Origin of the sequence: Azoarcus indigens, assembly GCF_004361735.1 — a bacterium.
Lineage (GTDB): Bacteria > Pseudomonadota > Gammaproteobacteria > Burkholderiales > Rhodocyclaceae > Azoarcus > Azoarcus indigens.
Genome location: NZ_SNVV01000014.1, coordinates 88,359 through 106,808, shown reverse-complemented (window position 1 = coordinate 106,808; position 18,450 = coordinate 88,359). Strand labels below are relative to the sequence as shown.

The following is an 18,450-nucleotide window of genomic DNA, read 5'->3' as shown; positions in this document are numbered from 1 at the left end:
GGGGATGGAGGGGTGACTGAAACGTAATGTACCCGAAAGCAAGAATCAGTCTCAATAACAAGGCCTTGTCATCGGAGGGGTTTTGCCATCCGGCAGAGGGAGCTTGACCTGTTGCTGAGAGACGCTATTATTTGAAAATAGTTCTCATTGCTATCCGAACTGTCGTCCGGTCGCGATCGGCTCGACATCCGCGGCGTCTTGCGCCGGGGATGGCGGGCAATCGGTGCTGCGGCCAGGCAGCCTAATTTGAATAAGGAGAATGCAGTGTCCCGTTACACCGGACCGCGACTGAAGGTCATGCGTGCCCTCGGCACCGAACTCCCCGGCTTGTCCCGCAAGCCGCTGGGCGAGCGCAATTACCCGCCGGGCCAGCATGGCCAGAAGAATCGGCGCAAGTCGGACTACGGCGTCAAGCTGATGGAGAAGCAGAAGCTGCGTCTGAACTACGGCCTGACCGAGAAGCAGATTCAACGCCTGTTCCGCGAAGCCAAGCAGTCCAAGGCGCCCACCGGCGAAAAGCTGCTGGAGCTGCTGGAGTGCCGCCTGGACAACTTCGTGTTTCGCGCCGGCTTTGCGCCGACTGCGGTGGCCGCCCGCCAACTCGTGCGCCACAAGCATGTGCTGTACAACGGCCGCGCGGTGAACATCCCCTCCATCCGCATTGCCGCCGGCGACACCATCACCCTGACCGCCAAGGGCCGCAAGATTCCCTCCACGGTCGAGACCCTGGCCGAGCCGGCGCTGACCCGGCCGGAATGGCTGAGCTACGACGAAGCCCAGCTCACCGCCACCGTCACCCGCCTGCCGGGCGCCGACGAAGTGCCCTTCCCGGTGGAAGTGCAGCACGTCGTCGAGTACTACGCGGTGCGCATCTGATGGGCCGGGCGAACGATCTCTGCGGCACCCGGGCGCCGGAGCGGGTGGGCGAAGGCCCGAGCTACAGCGCCCAGCCGGAGATGGCGCTTGCCGCGCTGCTGCACCTGCTCACCCGTTTCCCGGCCAGGCAGACGCCGGCCATTGCCGCGGCGATCGTCGCCCATCTGCGCATCATCGAAGACGACCCACGCATCGCCGCCTGCGTGCGTGATTGCGCCGGGCGTCTGACCGACGACTGGCGTGCCTACACCATGCTGTGCGACGAACAGGCCGATGCACCGGCCCGTTCGTTCTCCTGAGGGACTCGACGGAAGGCATGGATTAACCCTCTCCGCATCACGGGTTATGGCGTATTGAAATGCCCAGGTCATCCTCAGGACGGCCTGGGCATTTTCTTGACATGCCCATTTCCGGTAGCTAAGTGGAAGTGATGAAACCCTGAAAGAATATTCGACACGAGAGGTGGGAGCATGGGAAAGCCCATCAATCCATGTCCTTGAGATGCCGATGCTCTTTGATCGGCCTTGCTGATCCCGGCCGGCGCGGTATTCGGGGCCACGGCCACTGCCCCCTTCTCGGTCACGGCAACCGTGCTTGCCAACTGCCTCGTCAGCGCCTCGTCGCTCGCCTTCGGCAACTACTCCTCGCTCCAGCTGGACGCCACCACCACGGTCACCTGCACCTTATAACGTTGACCTTGACGCCGGCATCGGCAGCGGCGCCACCGTGACCACCCGGCGGATGTCTGGCGTGGGCACCCTGAACTACACCCTCTACAGCGATTCGGCCCGGACCACGGTATTCGGCAACACCGTCGGTACCAATACCGTCGCGGCGAGGGGCACCGGCAGCGCCCAGCCACTGACGGCCTATGGGCGGATTCCGGACGGGCAGTACCCGGCCGCCGGCAGGTACACCGGACACCCTCACCGTTAACGTGGCCTACTGACGGCGGCCACCGCGACGGCGACCTCAAGACTTTCCGCGCCATCCTCCACCGTCCTGCCTTCGCGATCGGCGACTGGGGCTTGCGGCTGCAGGACGAAGGTGGCGACTACCCGCGCCAGCAAGCCGAAGCGGAATACCGCGCCCGCTGGCTGCGCTCGCGCCGGGGCATGGAGCGCTTCCACGGCGAGGCGGGACGTCGCCCGATCCGCTGAAGAGTCTGTTGCTTGCCGTGCTTGCCGTGCTTGCCGTGCTTGCCGGGCTGGCGAGGGCGGTGAGGTGTGGGGTGTCGGCCACAGCCACCGCTTTTGGCGGGTACTCGCCAAACTCCGGTACGCCGCTGGACACGACCGGGACGGTGACCTGCCAGCCCGAACTCGCGGCCTTGCTGTTTCCCTACATCGTTCACCTGCCCACCGGGGCAGCAATCCCTATTTACCCCGGTGGATGTTCAACGGCGCCGCCAACCTTCAATACCCGCTCTATTTCAACAACACGAGAACCCGGGTGTGGGGCGTAGCACCGACTTCCTAAGCGACTCCATCCTTAGCGGCGCGCTGGCACCGGTGGCGGGCAGACCAGCGCGGCGGCCGGCAGCTATCTGGACACCATCACCATCAGCTATTGAGTGCTGCCGCCGCTAGTCTGGCGGCGCGGATTCAGACCTCCGCCCACATGCGCAGCAGATTGTGATAGTGGCTGGTGAGCGCCACCACCTCCTCGTTGTCGCCCACGCGGGCGCGCAGTTTCTGGATGGTGCAGTCCAGGTCGAACATCATGTTCCGCTTCCAGTCGTCGCGGACCATGCTCTGCGTCCACAGGAAGGAACAGACGCGCGCCCCGGCGGTAACCGGTTCCACCCGATGCAAGCTGGTGGAGGGATAGACGATGGCGTCGCCGGCGGGGAGCTTGGCGGAATGGGTGCCATAGCTGTCCTCCACGATCAGGTCGCCGCCCTCGTATTCATCGGGGTCGGTGAAGAACAGCGTGGTCGATACATCCGAGCGGATGTTGATCTCCGAACCCCAGGGGCGCCGGATGGCGTTGTCTACATGGTTGCCGAACTCCTCGCCGCCCTCATAGCGGTTGAAGTATGGCGGCAGGATGCGGTTCGGAAGCGCGGCCGAGAAGAACAAGGGGTTGCGCATCAAGGCGGCGGTGACGATTTCCCGCAGGCGACGGAGAGTGGCGGTGTTCTCCGGGAGCTGGCGGTTGCGTTTCACCTGCGCCGCCTGTGCGCCCGCGGTAACCAGCCCGTTTTCCCAGTCGGCGGCGAACAAAAGCTGACGGCACTCGGCGAGTTCGTCGCGGGTGAGGACTTCGGGAACGTGCAGCATCATGGTCGTCAGGCTCCGGGAAGGCACTCCCGCCGTGGAAGGGGGAGGGTGAAGATCGGGGAGTCGCCGGCAGTGTCGGCGGGCATGGAGCCCGTAATACTGCGCTTGCTTTGGGGGCAGGCCGGCGATGGATTTCTCGTCTGTCAGGTGGTGCTTCCGGTGGGCTCCGGCGCGGCTGCGTCCGCCCCTCTGATTCTTCCGCACGCGCTCGCTGCGGGTTCGTCCGCTACGGCTCGTTCCTACAGTTCCGGCGAGCCCAGGGGCATCGCTGCCCCTGGGGCCAAGGCCGGCTTAGAACTTCAGGTTGGCCGTGAGGATGGCCTGGCGGCCGGGCGCCACGGAGACCATGTGGGTCGAATACGCCTTGTCATAGTAGGTCTTGTCGAACAGGTTCTGGACGTTCAGGCGCAGGCTGACGGTCTTGTTGATCTCGTAGCTGGCCATCGCGTCGAAGCGCCAGTAGGACGGCACCCACTTGGTGTTGGCGGTGTTGCCGTACACCTTGGACATGTAGAACGCGCCGCCGCCCAGCACCAGCTTGGGCATCAACTCATAGCTGGACCACAGGCTGAAGCTGTCCTTCGGGGTGTTGGGGAAGCGGTTGCCCTTGTCGGTCGCCGCGGCGGTGGGGCCGGGATCGCTCAGCTCGCTGTCCAGCCGGGTGTAGCCGGCGGAAACGTTCCACTGCTTGGTGATGGCGCCGGCGACGCCAAGCTCGAAGCCCTTGATGCGCTGGGTGCCGACGGTGTCCATGATGTCGGTGGCTACGGTGACCTTGGCGTTGGTCTTCTTCATGTCGAAGAGGGCGGCGCTGAGCGAGAGGCGGTTGTCCAGCAGGTTCCACTTGGTGCCCAGCTCGTAGCTGCGGGTTTCCTCCGGCTCCAGGTTCTGGTTGGCAGCGGAAATGTTGTCTGCGCCGTCGCCGGTGGTGATGCCGGACGGGTTGGCCGAGGTGGCGTAGTTCAGGTAGATGCTGCCGTTCTCCAGCGGCTTGAACACCAGGCCGGCCTGCCAGCTCCAGAAGTAGGTATCGCTCTTGCCGCGCTGCCTGAGCTGGTTGGCGGTGAGTGCTGCGCCATCGACGTTGTAGGGCGTCTGCTTGGTGTCGAAGTGATCCCAGCGTGCGCCGACGTTGAGCAGCCACTGTTTGTGCAGGGTCAGGGTGTCGAACAGGTAGGCGGCCTGGGTGTTGGTCTTGATCTTGTTGCCGGCGGTGGCGCGGGTCACTGTGCCGTTCCAGGCGTCGTCGGCGTCCGGGTTGGCAATGTTGGCGAAGCTCGCGCCCAGGTACTGGACGCCGTTGATGTTGGTGCCGGTGACGGTGTAACCCCGGCTGTCCACTTCGTTCTCGCTGAACTCGATGCCGGTGGCGAAGTTGTGCTTGATGAAGCCGGTCTGGAATTCGCCGGTCAGCTCGGTGGCGTTCACATACCCCTCGCTGACCGAATGGCGGTTCTTGGAGGAGCGGTTGAGGAAGCCGGCGGGGAGGGTTGTTGTGTTAGCACCCGTTCCGACCGTGATGTTGCCGTTGGTGATGTTCAGGCCGGAGGAATCGCCTGGGTTGGTCACCACGTAGTCGTTCAGCGAACGGGTGTAGCGGGTGCGGTTGCGGATGGTGAGCTTGTCGTTGATGTCATGCTCGATGCGCAGGGTGCCGGAATCCACTTCGGTTTCGCGGAAATCCCGGTCCTTGAGGCCGTAGAAGTTCTCGCGGTCCACATGCAGCGGGCCGCCGTCGCCGTTGTAGATGGCATTGGCGGAGGTGGCCGCGTAGGGGTTGTTGTAGGGGATGCCGTAGTCGGGCAGATCGTCGGTTTCGTAGTGGTAGTAGTCCACGCCGATACGCGTCGGCGTGCCGATGCCAACGTTGAAAGACAGGGCTGCGCCAAGGTGGTCGTTATAGACCTCGTCGCGGCCGGCGACATCGCTGTCTTCCTTCATCACGTTCAGGCGCAGGGCCACGGTGTCGGCCAGCTGGCGGTTCACATCGACGGTGGCGCGCCTGTAGTTGGCGGTGCCCAGGCCGAGGTCGATGTCGGCCGAGTTGCCAAGGTGTGCCTGCTTGCTGGTGAGGTTGATGGAGCCGCCGATGGCACCGCCGCCGCTGAAGGCGGAGTCCGGGCCCTTGACCACGTCCACCTGCTCGACGTTGAACATGTCGCGGGACTGGGAACTGGGGTCGCGCAAGCCATCGATGTAGGTGGCGGACTGGCTGTCGTAGCCGCGGATGAAGGGGCGGTCGCCCGAAGGATTGCCGCCTTCGCCCATGCCGAAGGTGATGCCGGGCACGGTGCGCAGGGCGTCCTGCAGCGTCAGGGCGTTGGTTTCGCGCAGAACTTGCTCGGTAACGACGGTGATCGACTTCGGCGTGTCAACCAAGGGCGCGGTGTACTTGCTGGAGGCGGCGGACTCGACCTTGTAACTACCTTCCGCCTCGGCGCTGACTTTGACCTCGGGCAGCGTCTGCACCGACTGGGCAAAGGCGCTGGCGGGAAGCGCCAGGGCGAGGGCGGTGAGGGCCGCGCTCTGGGAGAGCTGCGGCTGTCGACGCACGGCGTGCTTCTGATGCTTGATATGAGCCATCGGGAACTGCTCCTGGATTCAGTGTTTTGGAAAGACAGAACGACTGGCTGGCTTCCCGGCACTGGCTTGGAGCAGGGTGGCTGGCTGGTTTGTACAACTTGTTTTGGAATAGTAATGATTTCTATTTATATCTCTCAAGTTGCAACAAACCATTCAGCAAGCTTGTTGTGCAGATGCAACAAATTCTTATTTCATTCTTAATTGATCCTGAGTGCTGGTTGTATTCCCTGGGGCTGAAGGGCTGTCGCCGCCGGTGGAATGGCTACCGGATTCAGTACACATCGCGCCGATAACGCCCCTGGGCGATCAATTCGTCTCGCGCTTCCTCGCCGATCACGCGGCTGATCACCGCGTCTACCGCCGGCGCCATGCCTACCGCGTTACCGCAGACGTAGATCGCCGCACCTTCCTCCAGCCACTGCCGCAGTTCGGCGGCGGCATCGGCAAGGCGGTGCTGGACATAGACCGGCTCGGCGCTATCGCGGGAAAAGGCGAGGTCCAGCCGGGCCAGCAGGCCGCGCTGCTGCCAGTCCAGCACTTCTTTCCGGTAGTGGAAGTCGGCGGCGGCGTTGCGTTCGCCGAAGATCAGCCAGTTGCGGTGTTCGCCGCGTTGTTCGCGCTGGTGCAGGTGGGCGCGCAGGCCGGCGATGCCGGTGCCGTTGCCGACCAGGATCAGCGGGCGACCGGCGTTGGCGCCGAGGCGGAAGTTCTCGTGGGGGCGCAATCGCAGCGCGATGGCCGTGCCGATGCCGGCGCCCTCGGTGAGCCAGCCGGATGCCACGCCCAAGGCGCCATCTGCGCCGCGTTGCTGGCGTACCAGCAGCAGCAGGCGGCCTTCCTGGGGAAGTGAGGCGATGGAGTATTCGCGGGGCCGTTCCAGGTCGGCGGGGGCCAGTACCTGTACCAGGTCGCCGGCTTCCCACGACGGGAGCGGGGCGCCATCCGCCGGAACGAGTTCGACATGGAAGGCCGGCTCGCCAGCGCTGCCCGGGTTGGCCAGGCGGCGGGCGCTCAGGCGCCAGTTCTCGTAGGCCGGGCCGCGCCAGTCGGGCAGATCGCCGGTGCCGGCGATGTGGCCGAGTTCGTGCTGCCAGCGCTGCAGGGCGGCGGTATTGCCATTGTCTACCTCGATGGCAGGAAAGATGGCGTGGGCGCCGTTGTGGCGCAGCCAGTCATCCAGCGCGCGGCCGAAGCCGCAGAAGTGGGCATATTCGCTGTCGCCCAGGGCGAGCAGGCCGTAATGCAGATGAGCGAGCGGCAGCTTGCCGGCCATGATGCGGCGGGCGAACAGGGCGCCGTTGTCCGGCGGGTCGCCCTCGCCGCAGGTGCTGACGAGGAAGAGCGCTTCCTCGCTGTCGGCGAGCATCCCCGGGGTGAGCTGACCCAGCGGAATCAGCCGGGTCGGCGTGCCGGCCGCCTGCAAGGCCTCGGCGGCGGCGTGGGCGAGTTGCTCGGCGAAGCCGGTCTGGCTGGCATAGCTGACGAGCACCGGCTTGCCGCTGCCGGCGCCGGGCGCGAGTACCGCCGCGGCATGGGCTGCACGCAGCCGCCTTCTGCGCTCGCGCAGGCCGATAGCCAGGCAAAGCGTGGCGTAGACCAGCAGGACGAGACCGGCTGCGGCGAGGCGGTTGGGTTCCAGGAGAGGCATCGGCGGGCTGCGGATAGAGGTCGTTCGAGGCGGGTGTGGCGCCGGAGGTGGTCAGGTGCTCATTCCGCTCAGCGTTTGAGGTTTGTTCGAAGCGGCGCCGTAGCGGTGGGCTTGGCGGACTGCAATGCGATGGATCCGGGCGAAAGTGCATGCCGGAAATGGCAGCGGGCGGAGGCGCAAGCGCGGCCCCGCCCGCAACAGCGCCGGGGCCGGCTGGCCCCGTCCGCTTATTCCGGCAGGACTTCGAAGGTGGCGACGTAGGACAGGCGGCGTTCCTTGGCCTGCTTCACCGTGGTCTTGTCGTCGGTCACGTCGGCGTCCAGCCAGTACATGCCGGCCTGCGGCCACTTCACGCTGAACTTGCCTTCGGCGTCGGTGGTGAGCTTGATCTCTTCCAGCTGGTTGCGGTAACGGCTGCCGCCCCGCACCAGCACCACTTCAATGCCGGCAGCGGGCTTGCCGTCCACCTGGAAGCGGAAGGTGGCGCTTTCGCCGGCGAAGAGGTCGTTCGGGTGGGTTACCGGCACCAGTTCCAGGCCTTTGCCGGTGGGCTGGATGGCGGTGGGCTTGCCGACGGTGACGAAGGTTTCCAGCCGGCTGACGGACTCGGTGACGCGCAGCTCGGTGGCGTTGGCCGGCACTTCCTTGGCGAAGCCTTCAGCGTTGCCGCGGAAACGCTTCGGCTGGTCGCCTTCCTTCCACATCGCCATGACGCCGTCGTTTACCACCGCCAGGCGGTAGGTGCCGGTCTGCGTCAGGTTGAGGTCGAACACGGTGCGCAGCTTGCCTTGCTGCAGGTTCTCGGTCGGCACGGTGCTGCCGTCCGGCGCGCTCACCACCAGGTTGTCCACCCGCAGCGGCACATGGTTGAAGTGGAAAATGTCGTTGGCAACCGCGGCATCCACCGTGATGTAGGAGGCCTTGGACAGCACGGTGGAGGAGGGCAGCAGCCAGAAGTTATGGGCGTGCGCGGCCGGCAGTTGCAGGCAGAAGGCGAGGGCGGCGGCGAGCTTGAGGGTGCGTTTCATTCGAAGTCTCCTGGAGTGGTCATTCGGGAATTCAGGGCTTGAGCTGGACCGTGATGGCGCCGAGTTCGTGCTGGCCTTGCGCCTTCAGCTGCTCGGCCTTCTGCGGTGGCCACTGGAAAGGTACGGTGAGCAGTTCGCGGCCGCCGACTTCGCGCGCGGCTTCCACGATCAGGCGATATTCGCCCGCCGGCAGCTTGCCCAGCGGCGCACTGCCTTCGGCGAAGCTCAGGCTGTGCTTGCCCGGCGCGCGGGTGGCGCTGGTGACGCCGTCGATCGGCACTTCCAGTTCGCGGCCGGCGCGGCGCCACCACTGGCGCAGATCCTTCAGCCACTTGGTGCCTTCGTTGTTGCGCATCTTGCCGTCGTACCACACCGCCAGATTGGCGGCGACGCTGTTGTCCGGCCGCTCGATCCAGGCAGCGACGTAGGGGCGGTGGTACTCGGCGACGCTGAGGCGGGGGATTTCCACTTCGAGGTCGATGTTGGCGGCCAGGGCCGGAGCGGCGGCCAGCAGGCCGGTGGCGAGGAGCAGGGTGCGGCGCATGGAGGTCTCGGCGTTGGGTTGAACGGACGGGCGCTGCGGGCGAGCGCTCAATGGATGAAGAGGATGACCAGCAGTACTGGAATCACCACGCCCAGGCCGACGATGGGCCAGGTGGAGGGGCGGTTGCCGGCATGCATCTGCAGGATGAACAGCCCGGTGATGGAGAACACCAGACAGGCGGCGGCAAAGATGTCGATGAACCAGCTCCAGGCGGTGCCGGCGTGGCGGCCCTTGTGTAGGTCGTTGAGATAGGCGATCCAGCCGCGGTCGGTGTCTTCGTATTCCAGCGCTCCCTCGTTCAGATCCACCCGCAGCCAGGCGTCGCCGCCGGGGCGGGGCAGGGCGAGATAGACCTCGTCGGCGGACCATTCCGCTTCGGCGTCACGGGCGTGGATGTCGAGTTCATCTGCCAGCCAGCTGCGCAGCTCGACCGGCAGGCGAGCGGCTTCGCCCTGCGGTTCGCTTTCTGCCTGCGTTTTCAGCTGCGCCAGCAGCACTGGCGGCAACTGGCCTTCCTGCGTCTGGATGCGCGGCTTGGCTTCAATGTCCGCCGAGTGATTGAGGGTGATGCCGGTGATGGCGAACAGCAGCATGCCGAGCAGGCACAGCGCGGAGCTGATCCAGTGCCACTGGTGCAGCGTTTTCAGCCAGCCGCTGCGCCGGGCTTGTCGCCGCATGGCCTGATCGGCGGCCGCGGGAATGCTGCTGTGCGCGGGGGAAGTTTCCTGGGGGGCGGGGTAGGTGGGCATCAGGGCAGCAGAGCCGCTCCGGGCCGGTTTAGGGGAGAGCCGGCGCCCCGGGCGGAGGGCAGATTTTATTTGATGATAACGATTCTCAACAATAGCGATGTGCTGTTTTTTTCTTGTACCGTTTTGTACGAAGGCCCCCGCCGGGCGGCGGGAGCCTTCTTGAGCGCGCTGAGTTAGCGCCCCCTTGCGCTGCCAGGGGCAATACTTGGCGAGGCGATCAGAAGCTCAGGTGCGCGGCCACCCACAGGCGGCGCGGCTCCTGGTTGTTGCGGTAGGTGGCGTAGGTGGTGCCGTTCACCACTTCAGCCTTGTTGAAGCGCTCGTCGGTAACGTTGAACAGGGTGGCGGAGAGGTCCAGGTTCTGGCTCACCGTGTAGGTGCCGCCGAGGTGGAACAGGGTGTAGCCCTTCCAGTCGCCGACCACGTCGCGGGCATCCTGGCCGGTGGCGCTGTGGGTGCCGCTGCGGTAGCCGTCGCCGCGGTATTCGCCGCGCACCCAGGCGGACAGGCGGTCGGTGGGCTTCCAGCGCACCGCCAGGTTGAACATGTGCTCCGGCGTGTCATTCACCGGGTCGCCCTTGCTGGCGCCGCTGGTCTGTTCGCTGTCGGTGTAGGTGTAGTTGGCCGACAGGCTCCAGGCCGGGTTGATCTGCCAGCGGGAGAACAGCTCGACGCCCTGGATGGTGGCCTTGTCCACGTTCACCGGCCGGCGCAGGGTGAAGCTGTCGCCAGTGGCGTTGCTGCCGCCCACCCACACATCCCACTGGTTGCCGGCGGCGGCAAGGTAGTCCTCGCAGGCCTCGGCCGAGGCTGCGCTGCCGCCGGCGTTGGTTCTGCCGTTGCAGGTCATCAGTACCGGGCCGGCGCTGGTGCTGATGAAGTCCTTGTACTTGCTGTGGAAGATCGTGGCGCTGGCGGTGAAGCCCTGCAGGCTGTCGAAGATGGCGCCGATCTCGGTGTTGGTGCTGGTTTCCGGTTCGAGATCCGGGTTGCCGATGGCCGGAGACGGTGTAGATGCCGTTGGTCAGGTACTCCAGGCGCGGCGCCTTGTAGCCGCGGCTGATGCCGCCCTTCACCGTCCAGTTCTCGGTGGTGTTCCACACCATGTAGGCGCGCGGCGTGGTGTAGCCGCCGAATTCGTCATGGTGGTCGTGGCGCACGCCCAGAGTCAGGGCCAGGCTCTCGGCCAGGCGCCATTCATCCTCGGCAAAGATGCCGACCTGGGTGAACTCGGTGGCCTTGGGCAGGATGCCGTCTTCCATTTCCGCGTTCCAGTACTGGGCACCGATCGACAGGATGTGGTTGCCGATGCCGGTGACGTACTTGGTGTCGAAGATGAAATCCTTGGTGGTCAGGCCGCGGTCGCCGCTGCGGCCGAGCAGACGCGCCGGGATCAGTCGGCCCACGGTTTCGGTCTCGTTGTAGCTGAGGCTGGACTCCAGCAGGCCGGAGCCGGTGCGCCAGTTGTGGGCGAGCAGGAATTTGTCGCGGTTGTACTGCTGCGTCGGGCCGTATCCGCCGGCGGCGCCCAGGGTGCCCAGCTGCTGCTTGCTGTTGTCGTAGCTCTGCTTGGTGGTGTCGATGTCCAGCCAGAGGTCGTGATCCTTGTTCGGCGTCAGCGTCAGGCGGGCGCCGTAGTTCTCGATGCGGCCCTTGGTCGGGTTGCGGCCCTGGGTGAGCTCGTCGCCGGAGGTGCCGTCGTCCAGGTCATAGGCGATGCTGGACTGCTCGCGGTGCCAGTTGCGGGCGCGCACCTGCAAGCCAAGCAGATCCTGCTTGATAGGGCCGGAGGCGAAGACTTCGGCGGAGTAGGAGCCGCCGAAGTCGCTGTCTTCCACCTGGGTGCCTTCCACCGTCAGCGAGCCGGTCCATTCCTTGCCCACCTTGCGGGTGATGATGTTCACCACGCCGCCCATGGCGTCGGAGCCGTACAGGGTGGACATCGGGCCGCGGATGACTTCGATGCGCTCGATGGCGGAGACCGGCGGCAGGAAGCTGTTGCGCGCCTCGCCGAAGCCGTTCGGGTAGATGTTGCCGGTGCTGTTCTGGCGGCGGCCATCGATCAGCACCAGGGTGTATTCGTCGCCGAGACCGCGGATGCGGATGTTGAGGCCGCCGGTCTTGCCCGCGCTGCCGCCGGTGTCTATGCCTTCCACGTCGGCCAGGGCGTCGGCGATGTTGGTGATGCGCTTGGTTTCCAGGTCTTCGCGGGTGATCACGCTGATGCTGGCGGGGGCTTCCTTGATCTGCTGCTCGAAGCCGGAGGCGGAAACCACGGTCTCGCCCAGCTGGCGTTCATTGCTCTGGGCGAAGGCGCCAGCGGAAAAACCGAAGGCGAGGGCCAGCGTGAGGGCGTTGCGGCGGGGGCGTTGCGAAAACGCGGGACGAGCGGGTAGAGCGGTGCCACGGGGCATCGTTTATCTCCTGACAGTAGGAAGTGAAGTCCGGTAGGGCTGGGCGGGCTTCCTGGCAGGAGGCAGTGATGCTGCTGCAGGTGGCTGGCCGTACTGACGGCCGCGACAAGGCGACCATCCGTTGGAATTGTTTCAAAAATGCTAACAATTCTCACTACGGAAGGTCAACGAAACTTTAAGAAAAATTCAGATTTCTTTAATTTTGTGTATGAGGTGGGGGCCGATGTCGCCGAGGCGGGCGCAACCGGTCAGCGCCATGCCGACTTCGAGCTCATCGCGCAGCAAGCGCAGCACATGGGCGACGCCCAGAGCGCCGGCGGTGGCAAGGCCGTAAAGCCAGGGACGGCCTACGAGTACGGCGCTTGCACCCAGCGCCAGTGCCTTGATGACATCGGTGCCGCGGCGGATGCCGCCGTCCAGCAGCAGGGGCGCGCGGCCGGCCACCCGCTCGGCGATGGCGGGCAGGGCGTGGAGGCTAGCAGGCAGGGTATCCAGCGTACGGCCGCCATGGTTGGAGACGACGATGCCGTCCACCCCATGCGCCAGTGCAAGCTCGGCGTCGTCTGGATACAAGATACCTTTAAGGATCAGGGGCAGCCGGGTCAGGCCGCGCAGCTGCTCGATGTCCTTCCAGGTTGCGGCATAAGCCATCAGGCCGTCGAACACCTGGCTGGCGCCGGGCGGCAGCGTCGGCTGGGGTGCGCGCATGCCTTGCAGATTGACCGCGCTGATGCCCTGTGGCAGATGGAAGCGGGCGCGCTGTTCGCGGTTGCGGATGCCGGCGATGGGGGCATCCACCGTCACTACCAGTGCGCTGTAGCCGGCGGCTTCGGCGCGTTGCACCAGTTCGCGGGTGAAGCCGCGGTCGGGCTGGATGTAGAGCTGGAACCACAGCGGCGCGCCGGCGTAGCGGGCGATGTCCTCCAATCGGCAGCTGGCCAGGGTGCTGACCATCATGCCCGCCTCCAGCGCGGCGGCGGCCTGCACGGTGGCGAGTTCGCCATCCGGATGGGCGAGGCGCTGGTAGGCGACCGGCGCGATCATGATGGGATGGGCGAAGCGCTGGCCGAACAGCTCCAGCGCGGTGCTGCCGCCGCGGACGTCGGCCAGCACGCGGGCATTCAGCGACAGGGCGTCGAAGGCGCCGCGGTTGGCGTGGTGGGTGATCTCGTCGCCGGCGCCGCTGGCGATGTAGGCCCAGGCGTTGTCGTCCAGGCGTTCGCGGGCGTAGGGCTCGTAGTCGGTGACGGCGGCGATGTCGGCCGGAATGGCGGTCAGGCGTGGGAGTGTCATGCGCGCCAGTGTCGCCGATTCAGGACTGCGGCGAAACGGCGACGCCGGTCTCCGGCCGCCAGCCGCCGCCCAGTGCCTTGTACAGGTCCACCGCCGAGGTGAGGCGGGAGAGGCGCAGCTGGGCCAGCGAATCCTGCGCCGAGAACAGGGTGCGCTGGGCGTCCAGCACCGTCAGCAGGTCGTCCGCGCCCTCGCGGTAACGCAGTTCCGCCAGGCGCAGGCTACGCTGGGCCTCGGCGAGGATCTGTCCCTGCAGGACCTCCTGGTTGGCGTTGCGGCCGCTGTTGCCGAGGGCGTCCTCTACTTCCTTGAGCGCGGTGTGGATGGCCTTGCGATAGGTCTCGACCAGCTCGCGCTGGCGCGAGCGGGCGCTTTCCACCTGAGCGCGCAGCCGGCCGCCGTCGAAGATCACCTGGGCGACCGAGGCGCTGAGGCTGACGGTGTTGCTGGGATCTGCCAGCGATAGCAGCGTGGCGGTGGCCAGGCCGCCGGCGCCGGAGAGCTGGATGCTGGGTAGCAGCGCGGCGCGGGCGGCGGCAACGTTGGCGGAGGCGCCGGCCAGCGCGGCTTCGGCGCTGGCCAGGTCCGGCCGGCGCACCAGCAGATCCGCCGGCAGACCGGGGGTGACCGACGGAATGGCGAGCGTGTTCAGGGCTTCGCCCTGCAGGCGCAGGTCCTGCGGCACGCGGCCGAGCAGGATGGCCAGCGCGGTGTTGGTCTGGCGCTCCTGCACTTCCAGTGGCGGAATGGCGGCGCGCTGGGACAGCACGGTGGTGCGCTGGCGGCTCACGTCCAGCGAGGAGGCGGAGCCGTTCTGGTAGCGGACTTCGACGATGCGCAAGACCCGTTCGGCGATGGCGAGGTTCTCGCGCGCGATGCGCAGGCGCTCGCGCAGCGCCAGCAGCTGGAAGTAGGTGGTGGCAACGTTGGCCGAGAGGCTGAGGCGGGCGGCATCGTAGTCGAAGCGGCTGCCGGCCAGGCTGGCTTCGGCACTGTCCACATTGGCGGCGATGCGGCCCCACAGGTCGATCTCGTAGCCGGCGTTCAGCGTGACGGCCGAGGACTTGGTTTCGCTGACCGCGCTGCCGTCGTTGGCGTCGCGCCGCGTCCAGCCGGTGTTGCCGCCGAGGTTGAGGGAGGGGAACAGGGAGGCGCCGCTGACGCGCAGCGATTGCTCCGCCTGTATCACCCGTTCGGCGGCGATGCGCAGGTCCGGGCTGGCGGCCGCGGCCTCCTGCACCAGGGCATCCAGCTCGGTGGAGCCGAAGGCGCGCCACCAGTCGGCGCTGATCCCGTCGGCCGCGGGCGCGGCTTCCGCCCAGGTGGAGGGGAGAGGTAGGTCGGGGCGGGCAATGGGTTCGTGCAGCGCGCAGCCGGAGAACAGCAGCAGGCTGGCGAGCAGGCCGCCGGTGGCGGTGCGGGGCCGCCGTCGGCGCAAGCAGGTTGGGGTGTCCGTGGGGGCGAGGAGAGCTTGCGGATGCATGTCTGTCATTCCGAGGCGAGCGCGACCACCGGGTCCAGCCGGGCGGCCTTGCGTGCCGGGAGATAGCCGAAGATGAGGCCGGTGGCGAAGGCGCAGCCAAAGGCCAGCAGCACCGGCGCGAGGGTGTATTTGATGGCGGTGCCGAAGGCGGCAATGATGGCCGCGGCCCCGAGCCCGACCGCGACGCCGATGGCGCCGCCCAGCGCCGAGACCACCAGGGCCTCGATGAGGAACTGCTGCAGGATGTTCTTCATGCGCGCGCCGGTGGCCATGCGGATGCCGATCTCCCGCGTCCGCTCGGTCACCGACACCAGCATGATGTTCATGACGCCGATGCCGCCCACCAGCAGCGAGATGGCAGCCACTGCGCCCAGCAGGATGGTGAGCGTGTTCTGGGTGGCGGAGACGGTTTCCAGAATGGAGGCCATGTTGCGGATCTGGAAATCCTCCACGCCGTGGCGGGCGATGAGCAGGCTGGTGACCTCTGCCTGGGTGGCGTCGATGCGTGCGACATCCTCCACCGCTACGGTGACGTTGCGCAGGAAGCGCTGGCCGGTGAGGCGCAGACTGCCCGTGGTGTAGGGCACGAAGACGATGTCGTCCTGATCCTGGCCGAAACCGGTGGCGCCTTGCGCGCTCATGACGCCGATGACCTGGAAGGGGATGTTGTTGACCAGGATGTAGCGGCCTATCGGATCGCTGCCGGGAAAGAGGCCGTTGGCCACCGTCTGGCCGAGCACCGCCACCGTGGCGTAATCCGCTTCGTCCGCGGCGCTGAAGAAGGTGCCGGAGGCGACCGGCCAGTTGCGGGCGATGATGAAGTCGGCGGAGGTGGCGTTGGCGGTGGTGCGCTGGTCGGCGTTGCCGAAGCGCACGGTGACGTTGGCGCTCTGCTCCGGCACCGAGGCCAGCACATTGGGCAACTCGCGGATGGCGCGCACGTCGTCTATCACCAGCGTGGCGGTGGTGTCCCGCCCGCGCTGGTTGGGCGCACCCGGTCGTATGGTGAGCAGGTTGGTGCCCATGGCGCTGATGCGGTCCACCACCTGCTGCTTGGCGCCGTCGCCTATCGCCAGCATGGCGATCACCGAGCCGACGCCGATGACGATGCCCAGCAGCGTCAGGATGGAGCGGAAAATGTTGGCGCGCAGCGCCCGCAGCGCGGTGCGGGTGGCCTCGACCACGTCGGTGAGCGAGGAGCTGTGGTCCTGCCGCGGCGCGAAGTCCGGCTCCGGTTCCTCGCGCGGACGCGGGCCGGGGTCGGAGAGGATGTTGCCGTCGCGGATCTCGATGATGCGTTGCGCTTCCTCCGCCACCTCGCGCGCATGGGTGATCAGGATGATGGTGTGGCCCTGCTCCGAGAGCTGGCGCAGCAGCTTCATCACCTCGACGCCGCTCCTGCTGTCCAGCGCGCCGGTGGGTTCGTCGGCGAGGATGATGCGGCCGCCGTTCATCAGCGCGCGGGCGATGGAGACCCGCTGCTGCTGGCCGCCGGAGAGCTGGCTGGGGCGGTGCCCGCAGCGCTCGCCCAGGCCCAGCGTGGTCAACAGTGTGGTGGCGCGGGCATGGCGTTCATCCGGTGGCATGCCGCAGTAGATGGCCGGCACCTCGACGTTCTCGCGCGCGGTGGCGTTGCCGATCAGGTTGTAGCTCTGGAACACGAAGCCGAAGGCCTCGCGGCGCAGGCGGGCGAGGTCGTCGCGGCCGAAGCCGGCCACGTCCTCGCCCATGAAGTGGTAAGTACCGCGGGTGGGGCGGTCCAGGCAGCCGAGAATGTTCATCAGCGTGGACTTGCCCGAGCCGGAGGCGCCCATGATGGCGACGAATTCGCCCGGGTAGATGTCGAGATCCAGGCCGTGCAGCACCTCGGTTTCGAGTTCGCCGTTGCGGAAGGTCTTGGTGACGCCGCGCAGGGAAATCAGCGGGCCCGCCGACGCCGGCGCCGGCCGCTCCAGGGGAAGAGGCTCGCGCTTCATAGCCGGGGCGGCATCCGAGGGGGCTGGTTGCTGTCACCGCCCTGCGGACGGGCGGCGATGACGTTGCCGGAGGCAAGGCGCTCGCCTTCCTCCAGGCCGGACAGCACCTGCACTTGCACCCGGTTGCTGATGCCCAGTTCCACCGGACGATCCTCCAGCGTGCCATCCGCCCTGGCGACCCTCACGATGCCGCGCCTGGGGCCATGTGCCCCGGCCTGGGACGGCCGACGGCGTTCGCCACCGGCTTCGCTGCTGCGCTCGCCACGTTCCGGACGCTCCGCCGCGCCTGCGCGCGGGCTGCGCTCCCGACCGCCCTCGCCCGCTTGGCGGGCGGCGGCCTGCATGCCGCCGCTGGGGCCAGTGCCGGCGGGGCGCTCGCGTTGTCCTGGGCCTTGTCCTTGGGCGGGGCCTTGCCCGCGAGGCGGCCGGTTGGCAACGTTGAGCGCCGACATCGGCACCACCAGCGTGTTGCGTGCGGAGGCGACGATGAAGAAGACCTGGGCGGTCATCTGCGTCATCAGCCGCCCATCCGGGTTGGGCACGTCGAACAGCGCGTTGAACAGCACCACGTTGTTGGTGACGGTGGGCGTGGGCTCTATCTTCTCCAGCTTGCCGTACCAGCGCTGGCCCTGTCCGCCCAGGGTGGTGAAGTAAGACTCCATGCCGACCTTGAGGCGGGCGACGTCTGCTTCCGAAACCTGGGTCTGCACCGTCATGGTGTTCAGATCCGCCACCCGCAGCACGGTGGGTGCGCTTTGGTTGGTGTTCAGCGTCTGCCCCTGGCGGGCACTGATGGAAACCACGGTGCCGCTCATGGGCGACAGGATGCGGGCGTATTGCAGATTGGCTTCGTCCGCCCGCAGCGAGGACTCGATCTGTTCGATTTGCGCCCGCAGCGCTTCCAGCTGCGCTTCGGAGGACTGCAGCGATGCCTCCGCGTTCTGCAGCGACTCGGCGGTAGTGGCCTCCTCGCTCATCAGCGCCTGCTGGCGCCTCAGTTGCAGGCTGGAGAGCTTGAGCTGGGCCTCGCGCTCCTTGAGCTGGGCGCGCAGATTGCGCAGCTGGGCGCGGGAAGCGTCGACCTTGGCGAGATAGACGGTGGGGTCGATCTCCGCCAGCAGGTCACCGGCCTTGACCTCCGAGCCTACCTCCACGTGGATCTTCTTCAACTGGCCGGACACCTGCGCGCCGACGTCCACATAGTCACGCGGCTGCAAGGTGCCGGTTGCAGTCACCACGTCCTCGATGTCGCCGCGCTGCACGGTGGCGAACTGGTATTGGGCCTGCGGATCGGCACCGCGCAAGAAATTGCTCCAGACGAGGTATCCGCTCAGCAGCACGACGCCGCTCACGACTGCGTACAGGGGCCAGCGCCGCAGCCTGGCCGGTTTGGTGGAGGAGGGGGGAGAGGGCTTGTTCATGCTTTCAGAAGGGGAGACGTGACGGCGGGCGGATGTCGAGGGCTGCAGGATACGGGCCACTCCCGCCACGCTTTGTATCGTATTGCAGGCACCGCCCAGGGCCGCCGCCGGTTAAGACGAAAGGTGGATAGGGCGGCTTTCATGATCTGGGTC

Annotated in this window: 15 protein-coding genes and 1 pseudogene; 5 read left to right on the top strand and 11 right to left on the bottom strand. The window is 66.7% G+C overall.

Features of this window, described 5'->3' with window-relative positions; genetic code table 11:
* The first annotated feature begins 264 nt into the window (after nucleotides 1-264).
* From rpsD to C7389_RS25730, 5 genes are all read left to right on the top strand, one after another.
* Entirely contained in the window at nucleotides 265-876 is a 612-nt protein-coding gene (gene rpsD, locus C7389_RS16145; protein WP_133593328.1) for a 30S ribosomal protein S4, read from the top strand.
* The gene (locus C7389_RS16140; protein ID WP_133593326.1) at nucleotides 876-1,175 is read left to right on the top strand and encodes a hypothetical protein; all 300 of its coding nucleotides are present in this window, start codon (nucleotides 876-878) and stop codon (nucleotides 1,173-1,175) included. Before rpsD ends, C7389_RS16140 begins: the two co-directional genes overlap by 1 nt.
* A gap of 225 nt (nucleotides 1,176-1,400) precedes the next feature.
* Nucleotides 1,401-1,565 carry a Csu type fimbrial protein gene (locus C7389_RS25500; protein WP_246034810.1) on the top strand — a complete coding sequence of 55 codons (165 nt, stop codon included), beginning with the start codon at nucleotides 1,401-1,403 and terminating at the stop codon, nucleotides 1,563-1,565.
* A 37-nt stretch (nucleotides 1,566-1,602) separates the two neighbouring features.
* Nucleotides 1,603-1,812 carry a spore coat protein U domain-containing protein gene (locus C7389_RS25875; protein ID WP_425455582.1) on the top strand — a complete coding sequence of 70 codons (210 nt, stop codon included), beginning with the start codon at nucleotides 1,603-1,605 and terminating at the stop codon, nucleotides 1,810-1,812.
* Between the two features lie 92 nt (nucleotides 1,813-1,904).
* Nucleotides 1,905-2,036 (top strand): hypothetical protein, encoded by a 132-nt coding sequence (locus C7389_RS25730; protein WP_281275393.1) that lies wholly within the window; start codon nucleotides 1,905-1,907, stop codon nucleotides 2,034-2,036.
* A gap of 444 nt (nucleotides 2,037-2,480) precedes the next feature.
* On the opposite strand, the gene C7389_RS16130 is transcribed toward C7389_RS25730, so the two are convergent.
* From C7389_RS16130 to C7389_RS16080, 11 genes and pseudogenes are all read right to left on the bottom strand, one after another.
* On the bottom strand, nucleotides 2,481-3,161 hold the full coding sequence (locus tag C7389_RS16130) for a Fe2+-dependent dioxygenase (protein WP_133593324.1): 681 nt from the start codon (nucleotides 3,159-3,161) through the stop codon (nucleotides 2,481-2,483).
* 288 nt (nucleotides 3,162-3,449) lie between these two features.
* Entirely contained in the window at nucleotides 3,450-5,741 is a 2,292-nt protein-coding gene (locus C7389_RS16125) for a TonB-dependent receptor (RefSeq protein WP_133593322.1), read from the bottom strand.
* A 271-nt stretch (nucleotides 5,742-6,012) separates the two neighbouring features.
* Nucleotides 6,013-7,389, bottom strand: coding sequence for a sulfite reductase subunit alpha (locus tag C7389_RS16120; protein WP_133593320.1), 1,377 nt, complete (start codon nucleotides 7,387-7,389; stop codon nucleotides 6,013-6,015).
* A gap of 227 nt (nucleotides 7,390-7,616) precedes the next feature.
* Complete coding sequence (locus C7389_RS16115; protein ID WP_133593318.1) at nucleotides 7,617-8,417, bottom strand: DUF4198 domain-containing protein; 801 nt, start codon at nucleotides 8,415-8,417, stop codon at nucleotides 7,617-7,619.
* A 31-nt stretch (nucleotides 8,418-8,448) separates the two neighbouring features.
* Nucleotides 8,449-8,961 (bottom strand): DUF2271 domain-containing protein, encoded by a 513-nt coding sequence (locus C7389_RS16110; protein WP_133593316.1) that lies wholly within the window; start codon nucleotides 8,959-8,961, stop codon nucleotides 8,449-8,451.
* 47 nt (nucleotides 8,962-9,008) lie between these two features.
* Nucleotides 9,009-9,638 carry a PepSY-associated TM helix domain-containing protein gene (locus C7389_RS16105; protein ID WP_246034808.1) on the bottom strand — a complete coding sequence of 210 codons (630 nt, stop codon included), beginning with the start codon at nucleotides 9,636-9,638 and terminating at the stop codon, nucleotides 9,009-9,011.
* 289 nt (nucleotides 9,639-9,927) lie between these two features.
* Nucleotides 9,928-12,124, bottom strand: a pseudogene (locus C7389_RS16100) (TonB-dependent receptor domain-containing protein).
* A gap of 186 nt (nucleotides 12,125-12,310) precedes the next feature.
* Nucleotides 12,311-13,417, bottom strand: a complete 1,107-nt coding sequence (locus tag C7389_RS16095; protein WP_133593312.1) for an alpha-hydroxy acid oxidase — start codon at nucleotides 13,415-13,417, stop codon at nucleotides 12,311-12,313.
* Nucleotides 13,418-13,436: 19 nt separating this feature from the next.
* Nucleotides 13,437-14,900: an efflux transporter outer membrane subunit gene (locus C7389_RS16090; protein WP_133593309.1), complete on the bottom strand. Its 1,464-nt coding sequence runs from the start codon at nucleotides 14,898-14,900 to the stop codon at nucleotides 13,437-13,439.
* Nucleotides 14,901-14,905: 5 nt separating this feature from the next.
* Nucleotides 14,906-16,876, bottom strand: coding sequence for a MacB family efflux pump subunit (locus tag C7389_RS16085; RefSeq protein ID WP_133593307.1), 1,971 nt, complete (start codon nucleotides 16,874-16,876; stop codon nucleotides 14,906-14,908).
* Nucleotides 16,873-18,297, bottom strand: a complete 1,425-nt coding sequence (locus tag C7389_RS16080) for an efflux RND transporter periplasmic adaptor subunit (RefSeq protein WP_133593305.1) — start codon at nucleotides 18,295-18,297, stop codon at nucleotides 16,873-16,875. The genes C7389_RS16085 and C7389_RS16080 overlap by 4 nt, the downstream gene beginning before the upstream one ends.
* Nucleotides 18,298-18,450 lie beyond the last annotated feature (153 nt).

Coding starts and splice junctions, on each gene's coding strand:
- C7389_RS16080 (WP_133593305.1), bottom strand. CDS start 18,297: ATGAACAAGCCCTCTCCCCCCTCCTCCACCAAACCGGCCAGGCTGCGG.
- C7389_RS16090 (WP_133593309.1), bottom strand. CDS start 14,900: ATGCATCCGCAAGCTCTCCTCGCCCCCACGGACACCCCAACCTGCTTG.
- C7389_RS16140 (WP_133593326.1), top strand. CDS start 876: ATGGGCCGGGCGAACGATCTCTGCGGCACCCGGGCGCCGGAGCGGGTG.
- C7389_RS16095 (WP_133593312.1), bottom strand. CDS start 13,417: ATGACACTCCCACGCCTGACCGCCATTCCGGCCGACATCGCCGCCGTC.
- C7389_RS16105 (WP_246034808.1), bottom strand. CDS start 9,638: ATGCGGCGACAAGCCCGGCGCAGCGGCTGGCTGAAAACGCTGCACCAG.
- C7389_RS16130 (WP_133593324.1), bottom strand. CDS start 3,161: ATGATGCTGCACGTTCCCGAAGTCCTCACCCGCGACGAACTCGCCGAG.
- C7389_RS16110 (WP_133593316.1), bottom strand. CDS start 8,961: ATGCGCCGCACCCTGCTCCTCGCCACCGGCCTGCTGGCCGCCGCTCCG.
- C7389_RS16120 (WP_133593320.1), bottom strand. CDS start 7,389: ATGCCTCTCCTGGAACCCAACCGCCTCGCCGCAGCCGGTCTCGTCCTG.
- C7389_RS16115 (WP_133593318.1), bottom strand. CDS start 8,417: ATGAAACGCACCCTCAAGCTCGCCGCCGCCCTCGCCTTCTGCCTGCAA.
- C7389_RS16125 (WP_133593322.1), bottom strand. CDS start 5,741: ATGGCTCATATCAAGCATCAGAAGCACGCCGTGCGTCGACAGCCGCAG.
- C7389_RS16085 (WP_133593307.1), bottom strand. CDS start 16,876: ATGAAGCGCGAGCCTCTTCCCCTGGAGCGGCCGGCGCCGGCGTCGGCG.